This window comes from Pseudomonas sp. PvP025 (assembly GCF_017832155.1).
Classification (GTDB): Bacteria; Pseudomonadota; Gammaproteobacteria; order Pseudomonadales; family Pseudomonadaceae; genus Aquipseudomonas.
The window spans coordinates 761,343-782,826 of the sequence record NZ_JAFIBJ010000001.1 but is presented as its reverse complement, the minus strand read 5'-3'; the positions used below and the strand labels follow the sequence as shown (position 1 = coordinate 782,826).

17 protein-coding genes are annotated in these 21,484 nt (G+C 63.0%); 10 read left to right on the top strand and 7 right to left on the bottom strand.

Translation table 11 applies throughout. From position 1 onward, the window contains the following. Positions 1-15: 15 nt before the first annotated feature. A complete protein-coding gene (locus tag JOE32_RS03195) occupies positions 16-1,338 on the bottom strand; it encodes an MFS transporter (protein WP_209981364.1) in 1,323 nt (440 codons plus the stop codon). A 192-nt stretch (positions 1,339-1,530) separates the two neighbouring features. On the opposite strand from JOE32_RS03195, the gene JOE32_RS03190 reads away from it, so the two are divergent. Beyond that, positions 1,531-3,267: an IlvD/Edd family dehydratase gene (locus tag JOE32_RS03190; protein WP_209981362.1), complete on the top strand. Its 1,737-nt coding sequence runs from the start codon at positions 1,531-1,533 to the stop codon at positions 3,265-3,267. A gap of 48 nt (positions 3,268-3,315) precedes the next feature. Continuing rightward, entirely contained in the window at positions 3,316-4,038 is a 723-nt protein-coding gene (locus JOE32_RS03185; protein ID WP_209981361.1) for a FadR/GntR family transcriptional regulator, read from the top strand. A 224-nt stretch (positions 4,039-4,262) separates the two neighbouring features. Here JOE32_RS03185 and JOE32_RS03180 read toward each other — a convergent pair whose 3' ends face one another. Then, the gene (locus tag JOE32_RS03180) at positions 4,263-6,395 is read right to left on the bottom strand and encodes a TonB-dependent receptor (RefSeq protein WP_209981358.1); all 2,133 of its coding nucleotides are present in this window, start codon (positions 6,393-6,395) and stop codon (positions 4,263-4,265) included. Positions 6,396-6,598: 203 nt separating this feature from the next. After that, complete coding sequence (locus JOE32_RS03175) at positions 6,599-7,690, bottom strand: NADH:flavin oxidoreductase/NADH oxidase (RefSeq protein WP_209981355.1); 1,092 nt, start codon at positions 7,688-7,690, stop codon at positions 6,599-6,601. A 93-nt stretch (positions 7,691-7,783) separates the two neighbouring features. Here JOE32_RS03175 and JOE32_RS03170 point away from each other — a divergent pair, with 93 nt between their 5' ends. Beyond that, on the top strand, positions 7,784-8,083 hold the full coding sequence (locus JOE32_RS03170; protein WP_209981353.1) for a helix-turn-helix domain-containing protein: 300 nt from the start codon (positions 7,784-7,786) through the stop codon (positions 8,081-8,083). Position 8,084: 1 nt separating this feature from the next. Here the strand turns inward: JOE32_RS03170 and JOE32_RS03165 are convergent, their stop codons facing one another. Both JOE32_RS03165 and JOE32_RS03160 read right to left on the bottom strand, forming a co-directional pair. Next, the gene (locus JOE32_RS03165) at positions 8,085-9,143 is read right to left on the bottom strand and encodes a GGDEF domain-containing protein (protein WP_209981350.1); all 1,059 of its coding nucleotides are present in this window, start codon (positions 9,141-9,143) and stop codon (positions 8,085-8,087) included. 26 nt (positions 9,144-9,169) lie between these two features. Beyond that, positions 9,170-10,006 (bottom strand): hypothetical protein, encoded by an 837-nt coding sequence (locus JOE32_RS03160; protein WP_209981349.1) that lies wholly within the window; start codon positions 10,004-10,006, stop codon positions 9,170-9,172. A gap of 262 nt (positions 10,007-10,268) precedes the next feature. On the opposite strand from JOE32_RS03160, the gene JOE32_RS03155 reads away from it, so the two are divergent. Continuing rightward, entirely contained in the window at positions 10,269-11,159 is an 891-nt protein-coding gene (locus tag JOE32_RS03155) for a bestrophin family ion channel (RefSeq protein ID WP_209981346.1), read from the top strand. Between the two features lie 140 nt (positions 11,160-11,299). After that, on the top strand, positions 11,300-13,243 hold the full coding sequence (locus JOE32_RS03150; protein ID WP_209981344.1) for a methyl-accepting chemotaxis protein: 1,944 nt from the start codon (positions 11,300-11,302) through the stop codon (positions 13,241-13,243). A 24-nt stretch (positions 13,244-13,267) separates the two neighbouring features. On the opposite strand, the gene JOE32_RS03145 is transcribed toward JOE32_RS03150, so the two are convergent. Then, positions 13,268-13,621, bottom strand: a complete 354-nt coding sequence (locus JOE32_RS03145) for an MFS transporter (RefSeq protein ID WP_307497609.1) — start codon at positions 13,619-13,621, stop codon at positions 13,268-13,270. A gap of 241 nt (positions 13,622-13,862) precedes the next feature. Between JOE32_RS03145 and JOE32_RS03140 the strand changes: the two genes are divergently transcribed. The 3 genes from JOE32_RS03140 to JOE32_RS03130 all read left to right on the top strand — a co-directional run bounded on the left by JOE32_RS03140 (position 13,863) and on the right by JOE32_RS03130 (position 18,741). Beyond that, positions 13,863-16,271: a glucose/quinate/shikimate family membrane-bound PQQ-dependent dehydrogenase gene (locus tag JOE32_RS03140; RefSeq protein ID WP_209981342.1), complete on the top strand. Its 2,409-nt coding sequence runs from the start codon at positions 13,863-13,865 to the stop codon at positions 16,269-16,271. Between the two features lie 55 nt (positions 16,272-16,326). Beyond that, entirely contained in the window at positions 16,327-17,568 is a 1,242-nt protein-coding gene (locus JOE32_RS03135) for a carbohydrate porin (RefSeq protein WP_209981340.1), read from the top strand. Positions 17,569-17,664: 96 nt separating this feature from the next. Continuing rightward, the gene (locus JOE32_RS03130) at positions 17,665-18,741 is read left to right on the top strand and encodes an aldo/keto reductase (protein ID WP_209981338.1); all 1,077 of its coding nucleotides are present in this window, start codon (positions 17,665-17,667) and stop codon (positions 18,739-18,741) included. A 292-nt stretch (positions 18,742-19,033) separates the two neighbouring features. Here the strand turns inward: JOE32_RS03130 and JOE32_RS03125 are convergent, their stop codons facing one another. Then, positions 19,034-19,555 (bottom strand): chemotaxis protein CheY, encoded by a 522-nt coding sequence (locus tag JOE32_RS03125; protein WP_209981336.1) that lies wholly within the window; start codon positions 19,553-19,555, stop codon positions 19,034-19,036. Between the two features lie 214 nt (positions 19,556-19,769). On the opposite strand from JOE32_RS03125, the gene JOE32_RS03120 reads away from it, so the two are divergent. Then, positions 19,770-20,453: a molecular chaperone gene (locus tag JOE32_RS03120; RefSeq protein WP_245228946.1), complete on the top strand. Its 684-nt coding sequence runs from the start codon at positions 19,770-19,772 to the stop codon at positions 20,451-20,453. A 16-nt stretch (positions 20,454-20,469) separates the two neighbouring features. Then, a complete protein-coding gene (locus JOE32_RS03115) occupies positions 20,470-21,450 on the top strand; it encodes a fimbrial protein (RefSeq protein ID WP_209981332.1) in 981 nt (326 codons plus the stop codon). Positions 21,451-21,484 lie beyond the last annotated feature (34 nt).

Sequence of the window (21,484 nt, the reverse complement as noted above, 5' to 3'; positions counted from 1 at the left end):
ATCTGTTCTCCTGAGTTAAGTACGTGTGGCGCCACGGGCGCTGGCGGCGAACTGGTCGACAGGCAGTACATGCCGGCGCTCGAGCAGACGATAGACCACCAGGGTCAGCACCAGCCCGAACAGCATCACCGCAGACAAAAAATACAGGCCCGACGCCAGATTACCGGTGTATTCCTTCAGCGCGCCGATCACGAACGGGCCGATGTAGCCACCGAGGTTGCCCACCGAGTTGATCAGCGCAATGCCCGCCGCCGCACTGGCGCCGGCAAAGAACCGCCCCGGCAAGGTCCAGAAGACTGCCGTGCAGGAAAACATCGCGAATGCCGCCAGGCACAGCGCGGCCATCTGCAGCACCGGCGCATTCAGCCAGGCGCTGAAGAACAGGCCGATGGCGCCCAGCACATAAAGCACAGCGAGGTGGCCGTAGCGATCATTCAAACGGTCGGAACTGCGCGGAATCAGCAGCAGGCCGATGATGCCGAACAGATAGGGCACGGCGGAGATGAAACCGGTGGTGAGGTCGCTGCCGCCGAACTGCTTGATCAGGGTCGGCAGCCACAGGCCCAGGCCGTAGATGCTCAAGGTCACCGGCAGATAGAACAGCGCCAGCAGCAACACGCGCGTGTCCTTGAGGGCGTGCAGCGGGTTGCCGTGACGGGTCTGGCCGTAGGCTTGCAGGTCTTTGTGCAGTTCGCCGCTGAGCCAGGCTTTTTCGTCCTCGCTCATCCACTTGACCTGGTGCGGGCCATCCGGCAGGTAGCGCAGCACCGGCCAGGTGAGCAGGATCGCCGGGGTGCCGATCACGATGAACAGCCATTGCCAGCCGTGCAGGCCGAGAATGCCGTCCATGCCGAGCAGGCCGCCGGACACGGGGCCGGTGATCATCATCGCAATGGGCTGGGACAGGATGAACAGCCCGAGGATCTTGCCGCGATGGCGCACCGGGAACCACTGGGTGATGTAGTAAAGCACCCCGGGAAAGAAACCCGCCTCCGCCGCGCCGAGCAGAAAGCGCATCACATAGAAGCTGTGCGGGCCTTGCACGAAGGCCATGCCGATGGTGATGACGCCCCAGGTGATCATGATCCGCGCGAACCAGCGCCGCGCGCCGAAGCGGTCGAGCATCAGGTTGCTGGGAATCTCGAACAGGAAGTAGCCAATGAAGAACAGCCCGGCGCCCAGGCCGTAGGCCGCGTCGCCGATACCCACGTCGGCGCCCATGTGCAGCTTGGCAAAGCCCACGGCGGAACGGTCCACGTAGGCAATCAGGTACAGCAGGATCAGGAAGGGAATCAGTTTCAGCGTAATGCGCCGAACAAGCCGCAGTTCCTGGCTCATGGGGGTCGATCTCCGATTGTTGTTCTTATAGAAGCTCGGGGACGCCTCTGACGAAAAAACGCCAGGGTCATACCTCAATTGAAGCTGACTATATAGTAGGACTATTTACAAAACAACACTTCCAAAGCTGCGAATTTGCGCTTATGTTTAGCCGCAGATAGAACATATAGTCATACAATAAGAGAATCGATCATGTCTGATAAAACGCCCGGCCTACGCTCCGCCCAGTGGTTTGGTACTGCCGACAAAAACGGCTTCATGTACCGAAGCTGGATGAAGAATCAGGGCATTGCCGACCATCAGTTCCATGGCAAGCCGATCATCGGTATCTGCAATACCTGGTCGGAGCTGACCCCGTGCAACGCGCATTTCCGCCAGATTGCCGAGCATGTCAAACGCGGCGTGATCGAGGCCGGTGGTTTCCCGGTGGAGTTTCCGGTGTTCTCCAATGGCGAATCCAACCTGCGCCCCACCGCCATGCTCACGCGCAACCTGGCGAGCATGGACGTGGAAGAAGCGATTCGCGGCAACCCGATTGACGGCGTGGTGCTGCTGACCGGTTGCGACAAGACCACCCCGGCGCTGTTGATGGGCGCCGCCAGTTGTGACGTGCCGGCCATCGTGGTCACCGGCGGGCCGATGCTCAACGGCAAGCACAAGGGTCAGGACATCGGCTCGGGCACCGTGGTGTGGCAGCTCAGTGAACAGGTCAAGGCCGGCACCATTACCCTGGATGATTTCCTCGCGGCCGAAGCCGGCATGTCGCGCTCGGCGGGCACCTGCAACACCATGGGCACCGCCTCGACCATGGCTTGCATGGCCGAGGCGCTGGGCACTTCACTGCCGCACAACGCGGCGATTCCGGCGGTGGATGCGCGACGTTATGTGCTGGCGCACATGTCCGGCATGCGCGCGGTGGAGATGGTGCGCGAAGACTTGCGGCTGTCGAAGATCCTTACCAAGGAAGCGTTTGAAAACGCAATTCGCGTGAACGCGGCCATCGGCGGTTCGACCAACGCGGTGATTCACTTGAAGGCCATTGCCGGGCGCATCGGTGTGGAGCTTGACCTCGACGACTGGACCCGCATCGGTCGGGGCATGCCGACCATCGTCGACCTGCAGCCGTCGGGGCGCTTCCTGATGGAAGAGTTCTACTACGCCGGCGGCCTGCCGGCGGTGCTGCGCCGGCTGGGTGAAGCCAATCTGATCCCGCACCCGAACGCGCTCACCGTCAACGGCAAGTCCCTGGGCGAAAACACCAAGGACTCGCCGATCTACGGCCAGGACGAAGTGATCCGTACCCTCGACAACCCGATCCGCGCCGACGGCGGCATTTGCGTGCTGCGGGGTAACCTGGCGCCGCTGGGTGCGGTGCTCAAGCCCTCGGCGGCGAGTGCCGAGTTGATGCAGCATCGCGGCCGCGCGGTGGTGTTCGAGAACTTCGACATGTACAAGGCGCGCATCAACGACCCGGACCTGGACGTGGATGCCAATTCGATTCTGGTCATGAAGAACTGCGGGCCCAAGGGTTATCCGGGCATGGCGGAAGTGGGCAACATGGGCCTGCCGGCCAAGCTGCTGGCCCAGGGCGTGACGGACATGGTGCGTATTTCCGACGCACGCATGAGCGGCACCGCGTACGGCACGGTGGTGTTGCACGTGGCCCCTGAAGCCGCTGCGGGCGGGCCGCTGGCCACGGTGCAGGAAGGTGACTGGATCGAACTGGACTGCGCCAATGGCCGCCTGCACCTGGACATCTCCGACGCCGAGCTGGCAGCGCGCATGGCTGACCTCAAGCCTGTGCAGAACCTGATCGTCGGCGGCTATCGCCAGCTGTACATCGACCATGTATTGCAGGCGGACCAGGGCTGCGACTTCGACTTTCTGGTGGGTTGCCGCGGCGCGGAAGTCCCACGGCATTCCCATTAATCGGGATGCTATGATGCGCCGAATCTAAGCCAGAGCCTGCCTGTCGTTATGGATCACCAGCCGCCCAAGCCGCGCAAAAGTATGCATGCCCAGATCGTTCAGGACTTGGGCATGCACATCGTTTCCGGTCGCTTCAAGCCCGAAGAGCGGCTGCCCATGGAAGCCACGCTGTGCGAGGAATACAAGGTCAGCCGTTCGGTCCTGCGTGAGGCCACCCGGGTGCTGAGCGCCAAGGGTCTGGTGTATTCCAAGCCCCGGGTGGGCGCGGTGGTGCGACCCCGGCTGAAGTGGCACCTGCTCGACCCGGACGTGCTGTCCTGGTTGATGCAGTCCACGCCCCACAGTGAGTTTTTCAACACACTGGCTGGCGTGCGGCGCATCCTCGAACCGGAAATCGCCGCGATGGCCGCGACCACTGCCACCGACGAAGACATCGCCGGCATCGAGCAGGCCTACCAGGGCATGGAAACCGCGAAAACCCACGAGCAGCTGTTGCAGGCCGACCTGGACTTTCACCGCGCCATCGCCGACGCCACGCGCAACGACCTGCTCGCCTACATGTGCAACATGCTGTCGCTGCCGTTGCGCGAATCGATCAACATCACCAACCGCCGCCCGGATATCCAGGGCCTGAGCCTGCCCCGGCACAAGGCGATCCTCACCGCAATCCAGAACCGCGACGCCCTGGGCGCACGGCACGCCTCGCTGGTGCAGCTGGATGACACCCGTGTGGCGCTGGATACGGTGATGAACGTGTTGACGCCGCTTTAGACTGGCTCCCGGCCCTGTGGGAACAGGGTTGTGGCGAGCGGGCTTGCCCCGCGTTGGGGTGCGAAGCAGCCCCAAGACCACACTGTGCAGTATCAGGTACACCGCGTTTTCCCTGATTGGGGGCGCTTCGCACCCCAACGCGGGGCAAGCCCGCTCGCCACAGTAAGCCCGCTCGCCACAGCAAGCCTACTTGCCAGCCCGTTCGTCATAGGGATAGCTCAGGGTCAGAGGGTGTAGGAAATCCCCACCTGCACGGTGCGCGGTTCACCCGGATACGCATAGAAGTTCAGGAACGAGCCTTCTTCATACTCCTTGTTGAACAGGTTCTTCACGTCCAGGTTCAGCCTGACCTTTTCGTTGACCTTGTAGTAACCAAGCAGGTCGACCACGGTGTAGGAGCCCATGGTGAACGTCGAGTTGCTGGTCTGCCCGGCGCGCTCGGCGACGTATTTGCCGCCTGCGCCCAGCCCCAGCCCCTTGAGCGTGCCGTCCTGGAACTCATACACGTTGAGCAGGCTGAAGCTGTTGCGCGGGATGTTGGCCAGGCGCGTGCCGGTGCGCACCGTGGTGTCCTTGGTAACGGCGGCATCCACGTAGGCATAGCCGCCGATCACCCGCCATTCCGGCGTCAGGTTGCCGGCCACGTTGAGGTCGAACCCGCGACTGCGCACCTGGCCCGTCGCAACGTTGAAGGCTGAGTCGAGCGGGTCGGTGCCCTGCACGTTTTTCTTCTCGATCTGGTAGATCGCCGCGTCAACGCTCAACTGCTCCAGCGCCTCCCACTTGAGCCCCATCTCATAGGACTTGCCCTGCTCCGGATCGAACCCGCCACCCAGGCGGCTGGCTCCGGTGTTGGGTTTGAACGAACGCGCGGCATCGGCGTACAGGGCTACGGTGTCGGTCAGGTCATACAGGATGCCGACCCGTGGGGTGACGGCGTTGTCGGCCGCGTCCCAGGGTTTCACGCCCGGCACATAGGACGTGTACTGATGCTCGAAACGCTCGAAGCGCGCACCGGCCAACACACGCAGGCGTTCGGTCAACGCCACCTGGTCCTGGACGAAGACGGCGTAGGTCTTGAGGTTTTCCTTGTCGTGGGTGGGGGTGCGGGTCAGCGCTGGACGCGGCTGGCCGTAGACCGGATTGAAGATGTCGATGGGGAACGTACCCGTCGCCGCGCTGGAACGCTGGATGATCGACTTGTAGTCGTAGTCTTCGTACTCGACACCGGTCAGCAGCGTGTGCTCGAAACCGCCGGTGGAGAAGTGCCCGGTCAGGTTGAGCTGGTAATCCTGGTCGGTCCATTCCAGCTTGCGGTAGTTGAAGTTGCGCTGCAGGGTGCGGCCGTCGGCGCCCAGGCTGGCGGCGTTGTTTGCCTCGACGCCGTCGCCCTTCATGGTGCCGTCCAGCCACTGGACACCGCCGCCGAGGGTCCAGTTGTCGTTGAGCATGTGCTCGAAACGCAGCTGGGCCATGTTGTTGTCGTTGTGCAGGTCACCGGCGTACTTTTCGCCCCAGAAGGTGTCGCGCGACGGCGTGCTGCGCTGGTTGGCGAAGCGCGTCAGGCCACGATCCAGCGGATGGTTGTTGCGGATGAAGTCGCCTTCGAAGATCACCTTGGTCGCGTCGTTGGCCTGCCAGGTCAGCACCGGGGCCACACCGTAGCGTTCGGTGGATACGTGGTCGCGGAAGGTATCGCCGCCCTCGCCCACCACGTTCAGGCGATAGGCCAGGCGGCCTTCTTCATCCAGCGGGCCGGACGCATCGAGGGTGCCGCGCTTCATGCCCTGGTCATCGAGCTGGCTGCCAAGGGTGACGGTGCGCTCGGCCAAGGGTTGCTTGGAGACCACGTTGAAAGTGCCGCCGGGATCGCCGCGGCCGTAGAGCATGGTCGCCGGCCCACGCAGTACTTCCAGGCGTTCGATGGTGTTGGCGTCCGGCATGGCCGGGTAGCCACGGTTGATCGGGAAACCGTTGCGGTAGAACTCGGCAGTGGTAAAGCCGCGCACGGTGAAGCTGGTGAGGCCCTGACCGCCAAAGTTGTTCGCCCGACCCACACCGCCGGCATAGTCAAGGGCTTCCTGCAGGCGCGTGGCGCCGATGTCTTCGACCACATCCTTGGGCACCACGCTGATGGACTGCGGGGTTTCATGAATCGAGGTGTCGGTACGCGTCGCACTGGCCGAGCGGGTGGCGCGGTAGCCCTTGACCGGCCCCTGCGCGGTTTCGTAGTCGGCCGCGCCGGTCACGTTGGTGGCTTGCAGCTCGATACTGGCCTTGTCGGCGGGAGCATCTTCTGCCCAGGTGAACGGAGAAAACGCCTGAAGCACACAGATGGAAATCAGGGTACGACGCATGGATAACGGACCTAGTAAAGAGCCAGATGGGACGGCATCCCTGCCAATTTCGAGGCGCATGGTATATCAATGCATTCTCGTTTGACATGCATTCTCATTTGTTATTTTTCTTGTGTCCACTTTGTATCAAAGGTTCTACCAAACAAAATCCACGCAAAAAAAAGCCACTCGATCGAGTGGCTCATGCAGCGGTACAGCTCGCCTTAGCGATAGCGCTCCAGCCAATGCGCGTAAGGCGCGGGCAAGGTCCACGAGGCTTTTTCCACACCCAGTTCCTTGGCGGCAAAATACGCCCAGTGCGGGTCGGCCAGGTGCGCGCGGCCTACCGAGACGAGGTCCAGCTGGCCATTTTGCAACGCAGCTTCAGCCAGGTCCGGCGTGCCGAAGCCCCAGGCCGAGGTCACTGGAATACCGGCTTCGCGGCGTACGCGCTCGGCCACCGGCCCAAGGAACGCCGGGCCCCATGGGATGTTGGTGTCAGGAATGGTGAAACCTACGCTGACGCTGAGCAAATCCAGGCCACCGGCCTTGAAGCGGCGGGCCAGCTCGATGGATTCGGTGAGGGTCTGCTCGTCGCGGCCGTCGTATTCGATCACGCCGAAACGCGCGGTCAGCGGCAGGTTCTCCGGCCAGACTTCACGCACGGCGGCCAGGGTTTCGAGAAGGAAACGGCTGCGGTTGTCGAAGCTGCCGCCGTAGGCGTCGGTACGCTGGTTGGAATGCTCGGAGAAGAAGCTCTGGCCCAGATAGCCATGGGCGAAGTGCAGCTCGATCCACTCAAAGCCGGCGTCACGGGCGCGGCGCGCGGCGTCGACGAAGTCCTGCTTGACGCGGGCAATGTCGTCCAGGGTCATGGCGCGCGGAACGTTGGGCAGGTTGGCACCGAAGGCAATCGCCGAAGGCGCAATGGTTTCCCAGCTACGCGGGTCGGAGGGTGGCATGTGGTCATCGCCTTCCCACGGGCGGTTGGCACTGGCCTTGCGGCCGGCGTGGGCGATCTGGATGCCCGGCACGGCACCGGCGGCCTTGATCGCCTTGACCATCGGCACGAAAGCCTGGGCGTGGGCATCGCTCCAGATACCGGCGCAGCCTGGCGTGATGCGCCCTTCCGGTGACACTGCGGTGGCCTCGACCACCAGCAACCCGGCGCCGCCACGGGCCATGCTGGCCAGGTGCACGAGGTGCCAATCATTAACCATGCCGTCATCGGCGCTGTATTGGCACATTGGAGGGATCGCAATGCGATTGCGCAGTGTCACATCCTTGAGCGTGAACGGTTCGAACAGTGCAGTCATCGGGAAACTCCAGAAGTGAAGTGGGTAATTCGATAGTTCGATGGTAATCGAACTATGGTATTCGGCGCTACCCCCCTGTTATCATCCGCCGCCATGCGAGCCTTCAAACACCCAGCCCTGCAAGACCTCACACTCGAGCGCCTGCTGTATGCCCTGAGTGATCCCGTGCGCCTGGATATCGTGCGCTGCCTGGCCGGCGTGCCGGAGGCCTCCTGCGGCGAACTGGACGGTGGGCGCCCCAAGTCGAGCATGTCCCACCATTTCCGCGTGCTGCGTGACGCCGGGCTGGTGCACACCCGCAGCGTCGGCACCACTCACATGAACTCGCTGCGCCGCGAGGAACTGGAGACGCGCTTTCCCGGGCTGCTGGCGAGCATCCTGGCCCAGGGCTGATTCAGACCCTGGTGGTGACGCGAGTGTCCGCGTCACCGCACTGCTCCCGCACCGGCGCGCCGTCCAGATAGACACAGTCCTTGCCGTTGCGCTTGGCCATATACAGGTTGCGGTCGGCATTCTTGAGCACCGTCGACATGTCCGCTCCCGCCGCGAAGCCGGTCATGCCCGCGCTGCAGGTGTAATGATGGGGCGGCGCAACACTGCAGCGAATGTTGTGCAGCAGGCGCAACGCAAACGCACTGGCCACTGAAGGGTCGTCCCCCACCAGCAATACGCCGAATTCCTCACCGCCGATGCGGCCGAAACTGTGACTGCCGGGTGTGGCCTTGAGGCAATCGGCCATCGCGCACAAAATCCGGTCGCCGACATCGTGGCCGAACTGGTCGTTCTTGAGCTTGAAACTGTCAATGTCCAGCATCAGGAAATAGCCGCTCTGCCCCGCAGCAATCAACTTGGCAAAACTCTCCATGAGTGCGCGCCGGTTGAGAATGGAGGTGAGGTAGTCCGTCTGCGCCAACACACGAAACTCGCTTTCCACCAGCAGCACGGAACGCAGGTTCTTCAGGTAGGAAAAACTCAGGATGAACCCGATCGACACCGACGCCGCGCAGAAGATGAACAGATAAACCTGCGCGCCCTCGTAGAACGACTCGGAGAGGATCGGCCACATCACCGCCCACACCAGCGCCGCGCAGAGCAAAAAGTCCTGTACCGAGATAAACAGCAGCGCGCTGCTGACCACCAGGGTCACCGCCAGCGGCAAGGCAAACACGCGCAGCTCCAGGTTGGCGCCGATCACATGGAAGAAACCGACGCACAGCAACACCATGTACACCACACCCAGCACACGCCAGACGAAAAAGTTGGTGGCCACACGGTGGTAGCCGCACACCAGCAGCAGCCCCAGCGTGACCAGCCCTTCCGCAATGCCGGCTGTCTTCAGCGGCCCGGCCAGCAACACGCCCAGCCAGGCGATGATGCCGATCAGTTCGGCTTGAGTCACCGCCGGAGACAACAGACGTTGCATGCGCGGCCTGAGTTTCACGTTATTCGGCATCCCTTGACTCTCCGTGCGCTGGCGGTCTATGTGCGGCTGACATGACTCAGTTTAAGACTGTGCAAGCAAGTGGCAAATGAATACGCCATGAATCTTCGGACCAGGTTTATAAAGGACGGCAGTACTTCCAATTGGGTTTTCGAATGCACCTTGAAATACCCCCGATCAGCGCCTTCCTGCACGAGGCGAATAACATGGGTCTTGGACACGGACAGTTGTTCGGCGATAGACAAATAGGAGGACACGCGGAAACTTGCCCCCGAATTATCCGGTGCACAGGCATCGTTATAAATCGCCAGCATCAACATATGCCCGGCATCGCGCTTGACCAGCCAATAACAGTCAGGCAACAACAGATCAATCGACAGGTCATTGCCGAGCAGGGTCGCATAACCCTTGAAATAACGGGACAGATAGGCGTGATCGTCCAACTGCTCCACGCCCGCAAAAATGTCCTGCCCGGCGCACATCATCTGCGTCGGTTCCACCACCGACCTGAGCAGTAACCTGACCTCCTGACAGGCCTGGGGCGACGGGCCGAATACCCGCAGGCGGCTGTCATCCGGGTGCCCCGCCACCTTCATGAACCCCAATGCGCGAAACAGCAGGAATATCGACTCAAGACTGTTCCGGGAAGAAAAACCGCGCGCCACACAAAACTCTTTGACCTCGGACAGTAACGGCACCGGTTTGGAAAAATAGGTGCCGAGCAACGTAAACGACACCATCAAACGGTTGAACTTCAAAGCCGTCTTATAAAAAAATGCTCTTTTTGCATAGGTCTCCAGCAACATCTTGTAATGAATACGCATGCAAGCGTCAAACTCCACATGCTGCTCAAACGCTTGCACCGACTCTTCCATCGCCAACTTCAACGAACTGCCACACATGAGAAAAAGCCCTGATCAAACAACTTGGATGCACTGATCTCAATTGCAGTACCGATAATGGCGTTTTGCCTTGAGCGCAATCTATAGTGATTAAACAAGCGGACCGCGTCGTTACCAAAATTGTTCCGAAACAACCTAAGTGGCTTAACCGATTCAGTCCCGCGCCGAACCTTCCCCGCACGCTGGCGTCCGAGCTAGAGCATAGTCGCTCACCGCCCCGCCGCGAGGTCCTCATTTGAAAGCCGCCATCCTCAAAAAATACCGCCTGATCATCAAGACCATGGGCTACGTGGGCTGGTCCCTGTTCTGGCTGCTGTTGTGGGATATCGCCGTGACGGTGGACTTCATGCTGTTCCTCAACGCCAAGGTCAACCTGCCGCTGATGCCGCTCACGCTGCTGGGTTCGGCGTTGATCGTGCTGATCAGCTTTCGCAACAGCAGCGCTTACAACCGCTGGTGGGAAGCGCGCACGCTGTGGGGGGCGATGGTCAACAATTCGCGCAGTTTCGCGCGCCAGGTGCTGACCCTGCTTGACGACCCCGGCAGTGACGTGAACCCGATCAAGTCCACCTTGCTGCGCCGGCATGTGGCCTACGTGAACTGCCTGGCCGCTCACCTGCGGGGCAAGCCATGCCCGGATGAGGTCCGTGCGTTTATTCCCGCCGAAGAATTCGCGCGCAATGGCGCCACCAACAACTTTGCCAATGACATTCTCACCGGCTCCGCAGCGATACTGTCGCGCGAATACAAGGCCGGGCACCTGGACAGCATTCGCCTGGCGCGGATCGAATCGACGATGGTCGATCTGTCCAACGCCCAGGGCGGCATGGAGCGCATCGCCAATACGCCACTGCCCTACCCCTATGTGTACTTTCCCCGGTTGTTCATCTCGCTGTTCTGCCTGATCGTGCCGGTGGGCCTGGTGGAATCCCTGGGTTGGTTCACACCGCTGGCGTCCACCGTGGTGGGCTTCATGCTGCTGGCCATCGAGCGCATCGGCACCGACCTGCAAAGCCCGTTCCGCTCCAGCGAACACCAGATCCAGATGGAAGCCATCTGCGAAACCATCGAGAAAAACCTGCAATCGATGCGCCGTGACACCCTCGCCGACTCCACCCCCGGCTGATCCACCACTCTCCTCAAGTGAATGCCCCCTCGGTCGATAAACCGGGGGTACGCATGGCAATCTCCCCTCAAAACAAACCATGCGACATTCAGCGCTAGCGTTTCCCCTTGCCAAAACTATAAATATCCGCGGGTGAAGTCATGAATATCAAGCAGAAGCTGACCTGGGCGTTCGCGGCTATCGCGTGCGTGCCGGTGATCCTCGTCGCGGTGTTGGTCGTGCTCAATGTGCGCGAGGGGGCCAAGGCCAATTTCCTCGACAGCAGCGGCCGCGAAATCCGTCAGATCGACAATGGCATGAAGCAGTTTTTCGACGGCATCAGTCAGAACGTCGACTACCTGGCCAAGGACCCACGCATGGTCGCGGCCAAGGATCTCAAGAGCTACGTGGGCGCCGACGCGGCGAAAATCCCGCTGACCCCGACCAATCAGGAACTGCTGGCGATTTTCGACCAGTTCGCCAAAAGCCATGCCAGCACCGCCTACCTGTCTCTGGGCTTGAGCGACGGCGGCTACGCCAGTTGGCCGGATGACCCCAAGATCAGCAACTACGACCCGCGCCTGCGCCCCTGGTACCAGGCCGCCGTCGCCGCGCCAGGCACCACCGTGCGCACGGGCGCCTATTACTGGGCGGCCGACGATGTGACGCTGATCGGCACCGTGCACACCGTCGCCGATGCCGCCGGCAAGATCGTCGGCGTGGTTGGCCTGGATGTGTCGCTCAAGCAGCTCACCGAACTGGTGCGCAACATCAAGCTGGGCGACAGCGGCTACCTGATGCTGGTGGAAGCCAATGGCAACGTGCTGGTCGACCCAAGCGATGCCAAGCACAACTTCAAGCCCCTGGCCGAGCTGGGCCCCAACTACGCGCAGCTGTCCAAGCGCGGCGACGGCGTGACTCAGGTCGAGATCGACGGCGTGCCCTACATGGCCAACGTGGTCAGCTCCAAAGACCTGGGCTGGCGCTTTATCGGCCTGATCAAACGTGACGAGGTGATGGCCGACGCCACCCGTCTCACCTTGTTGATCGCCGCCATTGCTGCCGCCCTCGCGATTGTCTTCGCCATCGTCGGCGCCAGTTTCGCCCGGGTGATCGTGCGCCCGATTCGCGGCGTGGCCGACGGCCTGCAGGAAATTGCCGAAGGTGAAGGCGACCTCACGCGCCAGCTCAAGGTGCAGGGCAAGGACGAAACCGCCATTCTCGCCGGCTGGTTCAACCAGTTCCTGGGCATGATCGCGCAGTTGGTGCAGCGCATCGGCAACGCGTCCGCCGACCTGCAAACCGCCGCCGCCGACACCAGCGATGTGGCCAACAACCTGAACCAGGCCGCCGGTCGCCAGCGTGAAGCGGTGGAACTGGTGAGCACCGCGTTCAACGAAATGGTGGCCACCGCCAACGAAGTCGCACGCTCCTGCAGCGCCGCCGCCGCGAGCGCCGACCAGGGCTACCGCGACGTGCACACCGGCGAGCAGCATATCGGCGAAGCCACCGGCAGCGTGCTCAAGCTCAGCGAAGACCTGCAGAAGTCGACCCATACCATGCAGTTGCTGGAGCAGGACAGCCACAACATCAACACCATCCTTGACACCATCCGCTCGATTGCCGAACAGACCAACCTGCTGGCGCTCAACGCCGCCATCGAAGCCGCGCGCGCCGGTGACCAGGGCCGTGGCTTTGCGGTGGTCGCCGACGAAGTCCGCGCCCTCGCGCGCCGCACGGCCGACTCCACCGGCGAAATCGACAGCCTGCTCGGCAACCTCGCCCGCCGCACCCAGGAAGTGACCCAGCAGATGCAGGGCAGCCTGCAGGTGTCACACACCAGCGTGGAGCGCATCCAGCAGGCCCGCGACAGCTTCGACAAGATCCGTGGCTCGGTGGATTCGATCCGCGACCAGAACACCCAGATCGCCACCGCCGCCGAGGAACAGCACCAGGTGGCCGAGGAGATCAACCGCCATATCGCGCAGATCCATGCCGATGCGCAGTTGGTCGAAGGCTTCGCGCATTCGGCGCAGACCGGTTCGGGGCGCTTGACGGATATTTCCGCGCAGCTCAAGGGGCTGGTGGGGCGCTTCAAGTTCTAGCCAGCCAGGGCGGCGGCAAGCGTTTTAGCGCCGCCCTTTCTCGGCCCTTTTATGCAGCAACCCACTGCACACCTGGTAGGCCCCCAACAACACCCCCGCCACCAACAGGGTCCATTGCACGTTCAGGGCTGCCGCCAGCAGGCCGGCCAGCAAACCGCCAATCGCTTCAAAGCCGAAACGCATGGCGATATAAAACGCAATGACCCTGCCCCGCAGCGCTTCCGGCGCGGCGCCTTGCAGGGTCATATTGCTGCTGACATTGCTCACCGTGATGCCGAACCCCAGCCCGGCGAGTGCCGCCAGGGTGAACCCCAGCGGCGGGTTGGCCGCCATCGCGCACAGCGACACCGCACGCACCACGGTGCCCAGCACAATGATGCGGCTCAGCCGCGAGGCGCTGCCGGCAAAGGCCAGGAAAATCGTCGCACCGCCGCTCCCACAGGGGAGCTGCGCTTAACTGACTGGCATTGGGGCTTGCCACAGTGATGGCCTCACCCCCCCCCTCTCAATTGACTGTGGCAGTCTCGGTAACAGTCTATTGCGAGACTGTAATGTACTAACCGGTTACTTATGTTGCTAAAATCCGGTCTTTGCCCTCTCTCAATCGAGTCCTTTCGACATGAAACGAGCACCGCGCGCCGCTGGCGTCTCTAGATTCTTCCTGCTGGGCCTGGGCGTGATCATCGCCCTGCTCGGCCTTGCGCTTGCCGTCGGCGGCGCCAAACTGGTCAGCCTGGGTGGCTCCTGGTACTTCCTGATCGGCGGCGTGGCCATGGCGATTGCCGGGCTGTTGATCGCCAAACGCAAAGCGGCGGGCGCGTGGCTGTTCGGCGCGTTCCTCGTCGGCACGGCGATCTGGGCGGTGGCGGACGTGGGCCTGGTGTTCTGGCCACTGTTCTCGCGGCTGTTCATGTTTGCAGCCATTGGCCTGGTGGTGGCGCTGGTGTACCCGCTGCTGGTCGGCCGGCCTGCGCGTGGCGCGTATGGCGTGGCGGCTGTGCTGGCGGTGGGCGTGGCTGTGGCGGCGGGCAATATGTTTGTCGCCCATCCGAGCGTTGCCCCTACCGGCGCCGGTCCTGGCGTCACGCCGGTGACTGCAGCCGATGCGCAGAAAGACTGGGCCCACTACGGCAACACCGAAGGCGGCAGCCGCTTCGCCGCGCTGGACCAGATCAACCGTGACAGCGTCGACAAGCTCAAAGTGGCCTGGACCTACCGCACCGGTGACGTGGCCATCAGCGACGGCAACGGCGCCGAAGACCAGCTCACGCCGCTGCAGATCGGCAACAAGGTGTTCATCTGCACGCCGCACAACAACCTGATCGCACTGGATGCCGACACCGGCAAGGAATTGTGGAAGAACGAGGTCAACGCCCAGTCGGCGGTGTGGCAGCGTTGCCGTGGCATGGCGTATTTCGACGCCACCGCGCCGCTCAAGCAGCCCACCCAACCGGGCAGCTCGCCGGTCATCGCCGCCAGCGTACCCGCCGGTGCGCAGTGCCAGCGCCGTCTGCTGACCAACACCATCGACGCACGCCTGATCGCCGTGGACGCCGACACCGGCCAGTTCTGCGAAGACTTCGGCACCCATGGCCAGGTCGACCTCAAGGCGGGCCTGGGCAATGTGCCGGACAGCTACTACCAACTGTCCTCGGCGCCGTTGATCGCTGGCACCACCGTGGTGGTGGGCGGCCGCGTGGCGGACAACGTGCAGACCGACATGCCGGGCGGCGTGATCCGTGGTTTTGATGTGATCAGCGGCCAGATGCGCTGGGCCTTCGACCCGGGCAACCCCGAAGACAAGCAGGCGCCGGCTGCTGGCAGCACCTACGTGCGCAGCACGCCCAACAGCTGGGCGCCGATGTCCTACGACCCGCTGATGAACACGGTTTTCCTGCCCATGGGCAGCTCGTCCACCGACATCTACGGCGTGGAGCGCACTGCGCTCAATCACAAGTACGGCGCCTCGGTGCTGGCGCTGGACGCCTCCACCGGCGCGGAAAAATGGGTGTACCAGACCGTCCATAACGACCTGTGGGACTTCGACCTGCCAATGCAGCCGAGCCTGATCGACTTCACCCCACCGGGCAGCGACAAAGCCGTGCCGGCAGTCGTGATCGGCACCAAGGCCGGGCAGATCTACGTGCTTGACCGCGCCACCGGCAAACCGCTCACCGATGTGCAGGAAGTGCCGGTCAAGGCCGCCAACATTCCCAACGAGCCCTACGCGAAAACCCAGCCTAAATCCGTCGGCATGCCGCAGATCGGCGCGCAAACCCTCAGCGAATCGGACATGTGGGGCGCCACGCCGTACGACCAGTTGCTGTGCCGCATCGACTTCAAGGGCATGCGCTACGACGGCCTCTACACCGCACCAGGCACCGACAAATCCCTGAGCTTCCCGGGTTCGCTCGGCGGCATGAACTGGGGCAGTCTCTCCACCGACCCGGTGCACGGCTTTATCTTCGTCAACGACATGCGCCTGGGCCTGTGGATCCAGATGGTGCCGTCGCAGAACAAGGCGCTGGCCGCCTCCGGTGGTGAAGCACTGAACACCGGCATGGGCGCCGTGCCGCTCAAGGGCACGCCGTATGCGGTGAACAAGAACCGCTTCCTGTCGGTGGCCGGCATTCCGTGCCAGGCGCCGCCGTTCGGCACCCTCACCGCGATTGACATGAAGACGCAAAAAATCGCCTGGCAAGTGCCGGTCGGCACGGTGGAAGACACCGGCCCTCTGGGCATCCGCATGCACCTGCCGATCAAGATCGGCCTGCCCACCCTGGGCGGCACCCTGTCGACCCAGGGCGGCCTGATCTTCATCGCCGGCACCCAGGACTTCTACCTGCGCGCCTTCAACAGCGGCAACGGTGACGAAGTGTGGAAAGCCCGCCTGCCCGTGGGCAGCCAGGGCGGCCCGATGACCTACGTCTCGCCCAAAACCGGCAAGCAGTACATCGTGGTCACCGCCGGTGGCGCTCGCCAGTCCACCGACCGTGGCGACTACGTGATCGCCTACGCCCTGCCATAACCCTGCGCGCGCGGTGCCCCACGTGGCACCGCGCCTTCTGTATGGAAGTCCCCCCATGACTGCATTTTTTTCCGACCCCCGACTCGGCGGCCTGCTGCTGGGCCTGACATTTGCCACCGCGCTGCCCGCATACGCCGACAACACCACCCTCACCGGCGACTGGGGCGGCCTGCGCCGTGAACTGGAAGCGCAAGGTATCCGCTTCACCGGCGACTACAGCGGCGAGACCGCCTACAACGCCAAGGGCGGCACGCACCGTTCGGCGCGCTACTCGCAAAACCTCAAGCTCGGCGTGCAGTTCGATCTCGGCAAGCTCTACGGTCTGAGCAACAACGACCGTATTCAACTGACCGTCAATGACCGCCGTGGCAACAGCGCCTCCGAGGACCTGGTGGGCAACCGCCTGCCGATCCAGGAAAACTACGGCGGCCTCTACACCCGGCTCACCGAATTGAGTTACGAACGCACGCTGTTCACCCAGGCGCTGAACGTCAAGCTCGGCTACATGGCCATGGGCAACGACCTCGGCGGCCTGGACAGCGGCATCCTGTGCAACTTCATGAACGCCGGACTCTGCGGCCACCCGCTGAACATGTCCGGCGGCAGTGGCTGGACCAACTACCCGAATGCGCGTCTGGGCGTGCGGCTCAAATACGACTTTTCCGCGGCCTGGCAACTGCGGGTGGCGGCGTTCAACGTCGACCCGGACAGCAACGGCAACGCCAGCCGCGCCTGGCACCTGGGGCCCAAACGCACCACCGGCACCGTCGTGCCGGTCGAGCTGGTGTACAAACACGCAGGCGCCCTGCCCGGCGAATACAAGCTCGGTTACTACCACGACAGCTCCGAGGTGAAACGCATCGGCAGCGACCGGCAGGTCAGCGGCCGCAGCGGTCACTACCTGTTGATGGATCAGGCGGTGTGGGCCAGCGACGTGAGCAAGGGCCGCAGCCTGCATGTGTTCGGTCAGTACTCGGCGGCCAGCGAAGCGGCCTCGCCGTTCAGCAAGTGGTACGGCACCGGTGTGGTGCTGTACCAGCCGTTCACCGGCAGGCCGCGCGATACCCTCGCCCTCGGTTACGGGCGCGCCGTGCCAAACCCGCGCAGTCGGGTCGGTGCCGGCTTTGACGGACTGGACAGCGCCGAACAACTGATCGAACTCAGCTACGGCTACCAGGCCACGCCGTGGCTGAGCCTGCGCCCGGATGTGCAATACATCATCGAGCCAGGCGCGTTTACCGGCGAACACATCGACAATGCCCTGCTGCTGGGGCTGCAGGTCAAGGCGGTGTTCTAGCCAGCAACAGCTCGGCGTTTTTTCAGGTAAAAAAATTCAAACTATCGCGCCCTGTGTCGTTCACAACCCTACGTTCAATGTGAAACAGGAGGCGACATGCAGTATCGACAACTGGGCCATTCGGGCTTGCTGGTATCCGAAATCGTCCTGGGCACCGTGCCCTTCGGCGGGCGCGCCGAGTTCGAAAAATGCGGCGCGGTGGATGTGCCCCAGGCCAGGCGCATGTTTGATATCGCGTTCGAAGCGGGCGTGAACATGGTCGACACCGCCGACCTGTATTCCCACGGCCTGGCCGAGGAAGTGGTCGGCAAGGCCCTGGGCGACAAGCGCCACGACATCCTGCTGGCCACCAAGGGCCGCAGCCCCGTGGACGACAACCCGAACAACTCCGGCTCCTCGCGCTACCACCTGATTCGCGCCTGCGAAGCCAGCCTCAAGCGCCTGGGCACCGACCACATCGACTTGTATCAACTGCACAACTGGGACGGCCTGACGCCGATCGAGGAAACCCTCGAAGCCCTGCGCCTGCTGGTGGGTTCGGGCAAGATCCGCTACTTCGGCACCAGCAACTTCACCGCCTGGCAAATGATGAAAGCCCTGGGCAAGGCCGAGTTGCATGGCATGCTCAAGCCCATCACCCAGCAGATCTACTACACCCCGGAATCCCGCGAGGCCGAGTACGAACTGCTGCCGCTGGCGCTGGACCAGAACATCGGCACCCTGGTGTGGGGCCCGATGGGCGAAGGCCTGCTGACCGGTTCGACCCGACGCGGGCAAAAGCCGCCGGCCAACACCCGCCAGGGCAGCGACTGGCCGGAACCCTACGTGCATGACCAGGAACGCGCGCTGGACATCATCGAGACCCTCGCCGCCGTCGGTGACGAGCACGGCGTATCGGTGGCACGCACCTGCCTGGCCTGGCTCAAGGACCGTCCGGGGATCACCTCGCTGATCATCGGCGCCCGCACCGAGGAGCACCTGCGCGACAACCTGGCCGCCACCGAGCTGAAACTCACCGAGGAACAGTCATCGCGCATCGAGGCCGTCACGCGGCGCCAGCCGTTGTATCCGTACTGGCACCGCTTCACCGCCGGGATCGATCGCTTTGACCCGGCCGAGCAGCCGTTCCTGGCGGAGCATCGCAAGACCATGGACGCGCGCAAGGACAAGTAGCGCTTTCGAAGCCTATCAATCCCGCCAGGCGCCGCCACACCTGTCGTGGCAAGCCCGCTTGTTGTGGCAAGCGGGCTTGTCGTGGCGAGCGGGCTTGTCGTGGCGAGCGGGCTTGCCCCGCGTTGGGGTGCGAAGCAGCCCCAAAAACCAGGCACTGTGCAGTGTCAGGTGTACCGCATGCTCGTTGAATGGGGCTGCTTCGCACCCCAACGCGGGGCAAGCCCGCTCGCCACAACCGTGTGACGGTCTGGATAGCGGCCCCCAACAGTGCGGTTACCTGAAATAGCTGCCCTCAGCCCTTGGGCGATAACCCCACCGCGCACGCCACCACCGCCGCATCGCCCTTGAACGGTGTGCGCGGCAAAGCAGCAGGTGGGCTCGGCCGTGTGTCAACCGCGCGCAAGGTTGGCCGCTCGACAAGCGGCAGGCTGTGCGTCGGGTCGACAATCTCCATGCAACAGCGCAGCGAGTTGAAGTCCGGCGATTGCGACAGGGCGAGGTGAAGGGTCTGGCTCACCGACACCGACATCATCGAGGGCTGTGCGCATTGCCCGTCGTAGATCAGCGTGTGGCGGATCAAGGGGTTGTCGTGGCAGTACTTCAACAGGTTGATCTGCCGCGAATGCACCAGCGCGGTATTGATGATCAACAGGTCGAACGCCACACCGCCCGCGCGCGTCAACGCCTGCAGCTCATCGAACGAACTCAGCGGGGCGATACGGTGATAGCCCAGCTGGTTGAGCATTTTCTCGATCTTGATCCGAGGCAGCAGCTCGGCATCGGCAATCACAAGGCGTAAGGCTTTATTGGGCATAGGGTAAACCTGACAGTTGGGCATCAACGTCGATCATTCAACGCCGACCACGTTAACCGTCACGGGTCAGACCTGACTTTAAGGCGATTCTGAAACGGCACAGCGCGGGCGCGCCCAAGGCAAGTGCTTTTAAGAATCGCCTCAAAGCCATCGCGCCGACCTCTCCCTACCATGGCCTGCGTTCCCCTACGCTTCCATGGATGTTCCCGTGCTCATGTTCCTACTCAGAATGCTGCTTCTGGCCAGTGCGCTGCTGGCCCTCGCGCCACCGCCCGCCCATGCGGCGCTGAAAATCGAAGGCACGCGCCTGATCTATTTCGGCCAGGACAGGGACGCCAGCATCAGTGTGGTCAACCAGGCCAACCGTGAAATGGTGGTGCAAACCTGGATCACCGGCGACGCTCCCGACGACCGCACGGTGCTGTTCGCCGCGACCGAACCTTTGGTAAAGCTGGGCGCCGGCGAGCATCACAAGCTGCGCATTCTGTACGCCGGCGAAGGCCTGCCCAGCGACCGTGAATCGCTGCTGTGGCTCAACATCATGGAAATCCCTCGGAAACCGGAAAGACCCAACGCCGTGCAGTTCGCGATTCGCCAGCGGCTCAAGCTGCTCTATCGGCCGCCCACGCTCAAGGGGGGTTCAGCCGAGGCGCTGCCACAGTTGATATGGCGCAGTGACGGCGGGCAAAGCGTTACGGTGAGCAACCCCAGCGCGTTTCACCTGTCGCTGGTGGACGTGCACACCGACACCCAGGTGCTCAGCGACTACCTGCTGCTCAAACCCCGCGAGAGCAAAACCCTGGCCGCACCGAGCCCCTTGTCCGCAGGCGCCACCCTGCACTTCACCAACATCAACGATATCGGCTTGCAGACCCGCCACAGCGCGGCGCTCAAGTAACCAACACGAGGCCCCCATGTCCCTTATCAAACGCTGCCTGCCGCTGCTGCTGTGGGCCTGCGCCGTATTGCCTGCCACCAGCCATGCGCTGGCGTGCCGCGAGGACGGCACCGACTCGATCATCACCCAGGAAGCGCTGGGCACCGCGCTGGCGGTGGCCGCCGACGCGCCCAACGGCACCATTATCTGGGAGTCCGGGCCACGTTCCACCAACGTGATCTGCAAGGACGATTACCGCGTTGGCCGCGAGCTGGTGTATTTCTACGTCAACCCGGCAAACGTGAGCATCGGTAAGGGGATTCGCGTGGGCATCCGTTATAACAACCAGCCGATCACCCAAAGCAGCGGCAAGGTCAGCACCGGGTTCTATTCCGACCGTGGCTGCACGTCCAATTGCATCGGCTGGGACAAGGCGCGCTTCACCCTCAACTTCAGCGTGTTCATCGAAAAATACGACCCCACGCCCCCCAGCGGCCAGGCGAGCACCCTCACGTCCTATCGCGTGTTTCAACTGGACGGCGTGCGCGGGCTCAACTCTCGGCCCAACAGCAACTTCAACTACGTGGTCACCGGCATGAACGACATCCGCTTCGTGCCCTGCACCCCCGACCTGACCATCACCCCCAGCGTGGTCACCTTCCCCACGCCCTCGCGCCAGGCGGCCATCGGCGAAGTCGCCAGCAGCGCCAACTTCAGCCTGAACCTGCGCAAGGGTTGCGACACCCCCTACACCGTCAGCGCGCGCTTCGCCAGCACGGCGGGCGGCGGCAGCGTGATCAACGGCCTGCTGGTGCCGGACAACAACCGTTCGGTGGGCATCTCGCTGTCACGCGCCGAGAGCCAGCAGCCGCTGGCGTTCAATACCTGGTTCACCCTGCAGCAGTTGATGGGCCTGGGCCAGAGCCACGATGAATTTCGCGCCGATCTGAAATGGCGCTCCCTGCCGATTCCCGGCCCGTTCGAGGGCGCCGTGGTGGTGGATATGTACTACAAGTAGCCGGCTTTTAAGGATCGTCTTATGCCCCCGGCGC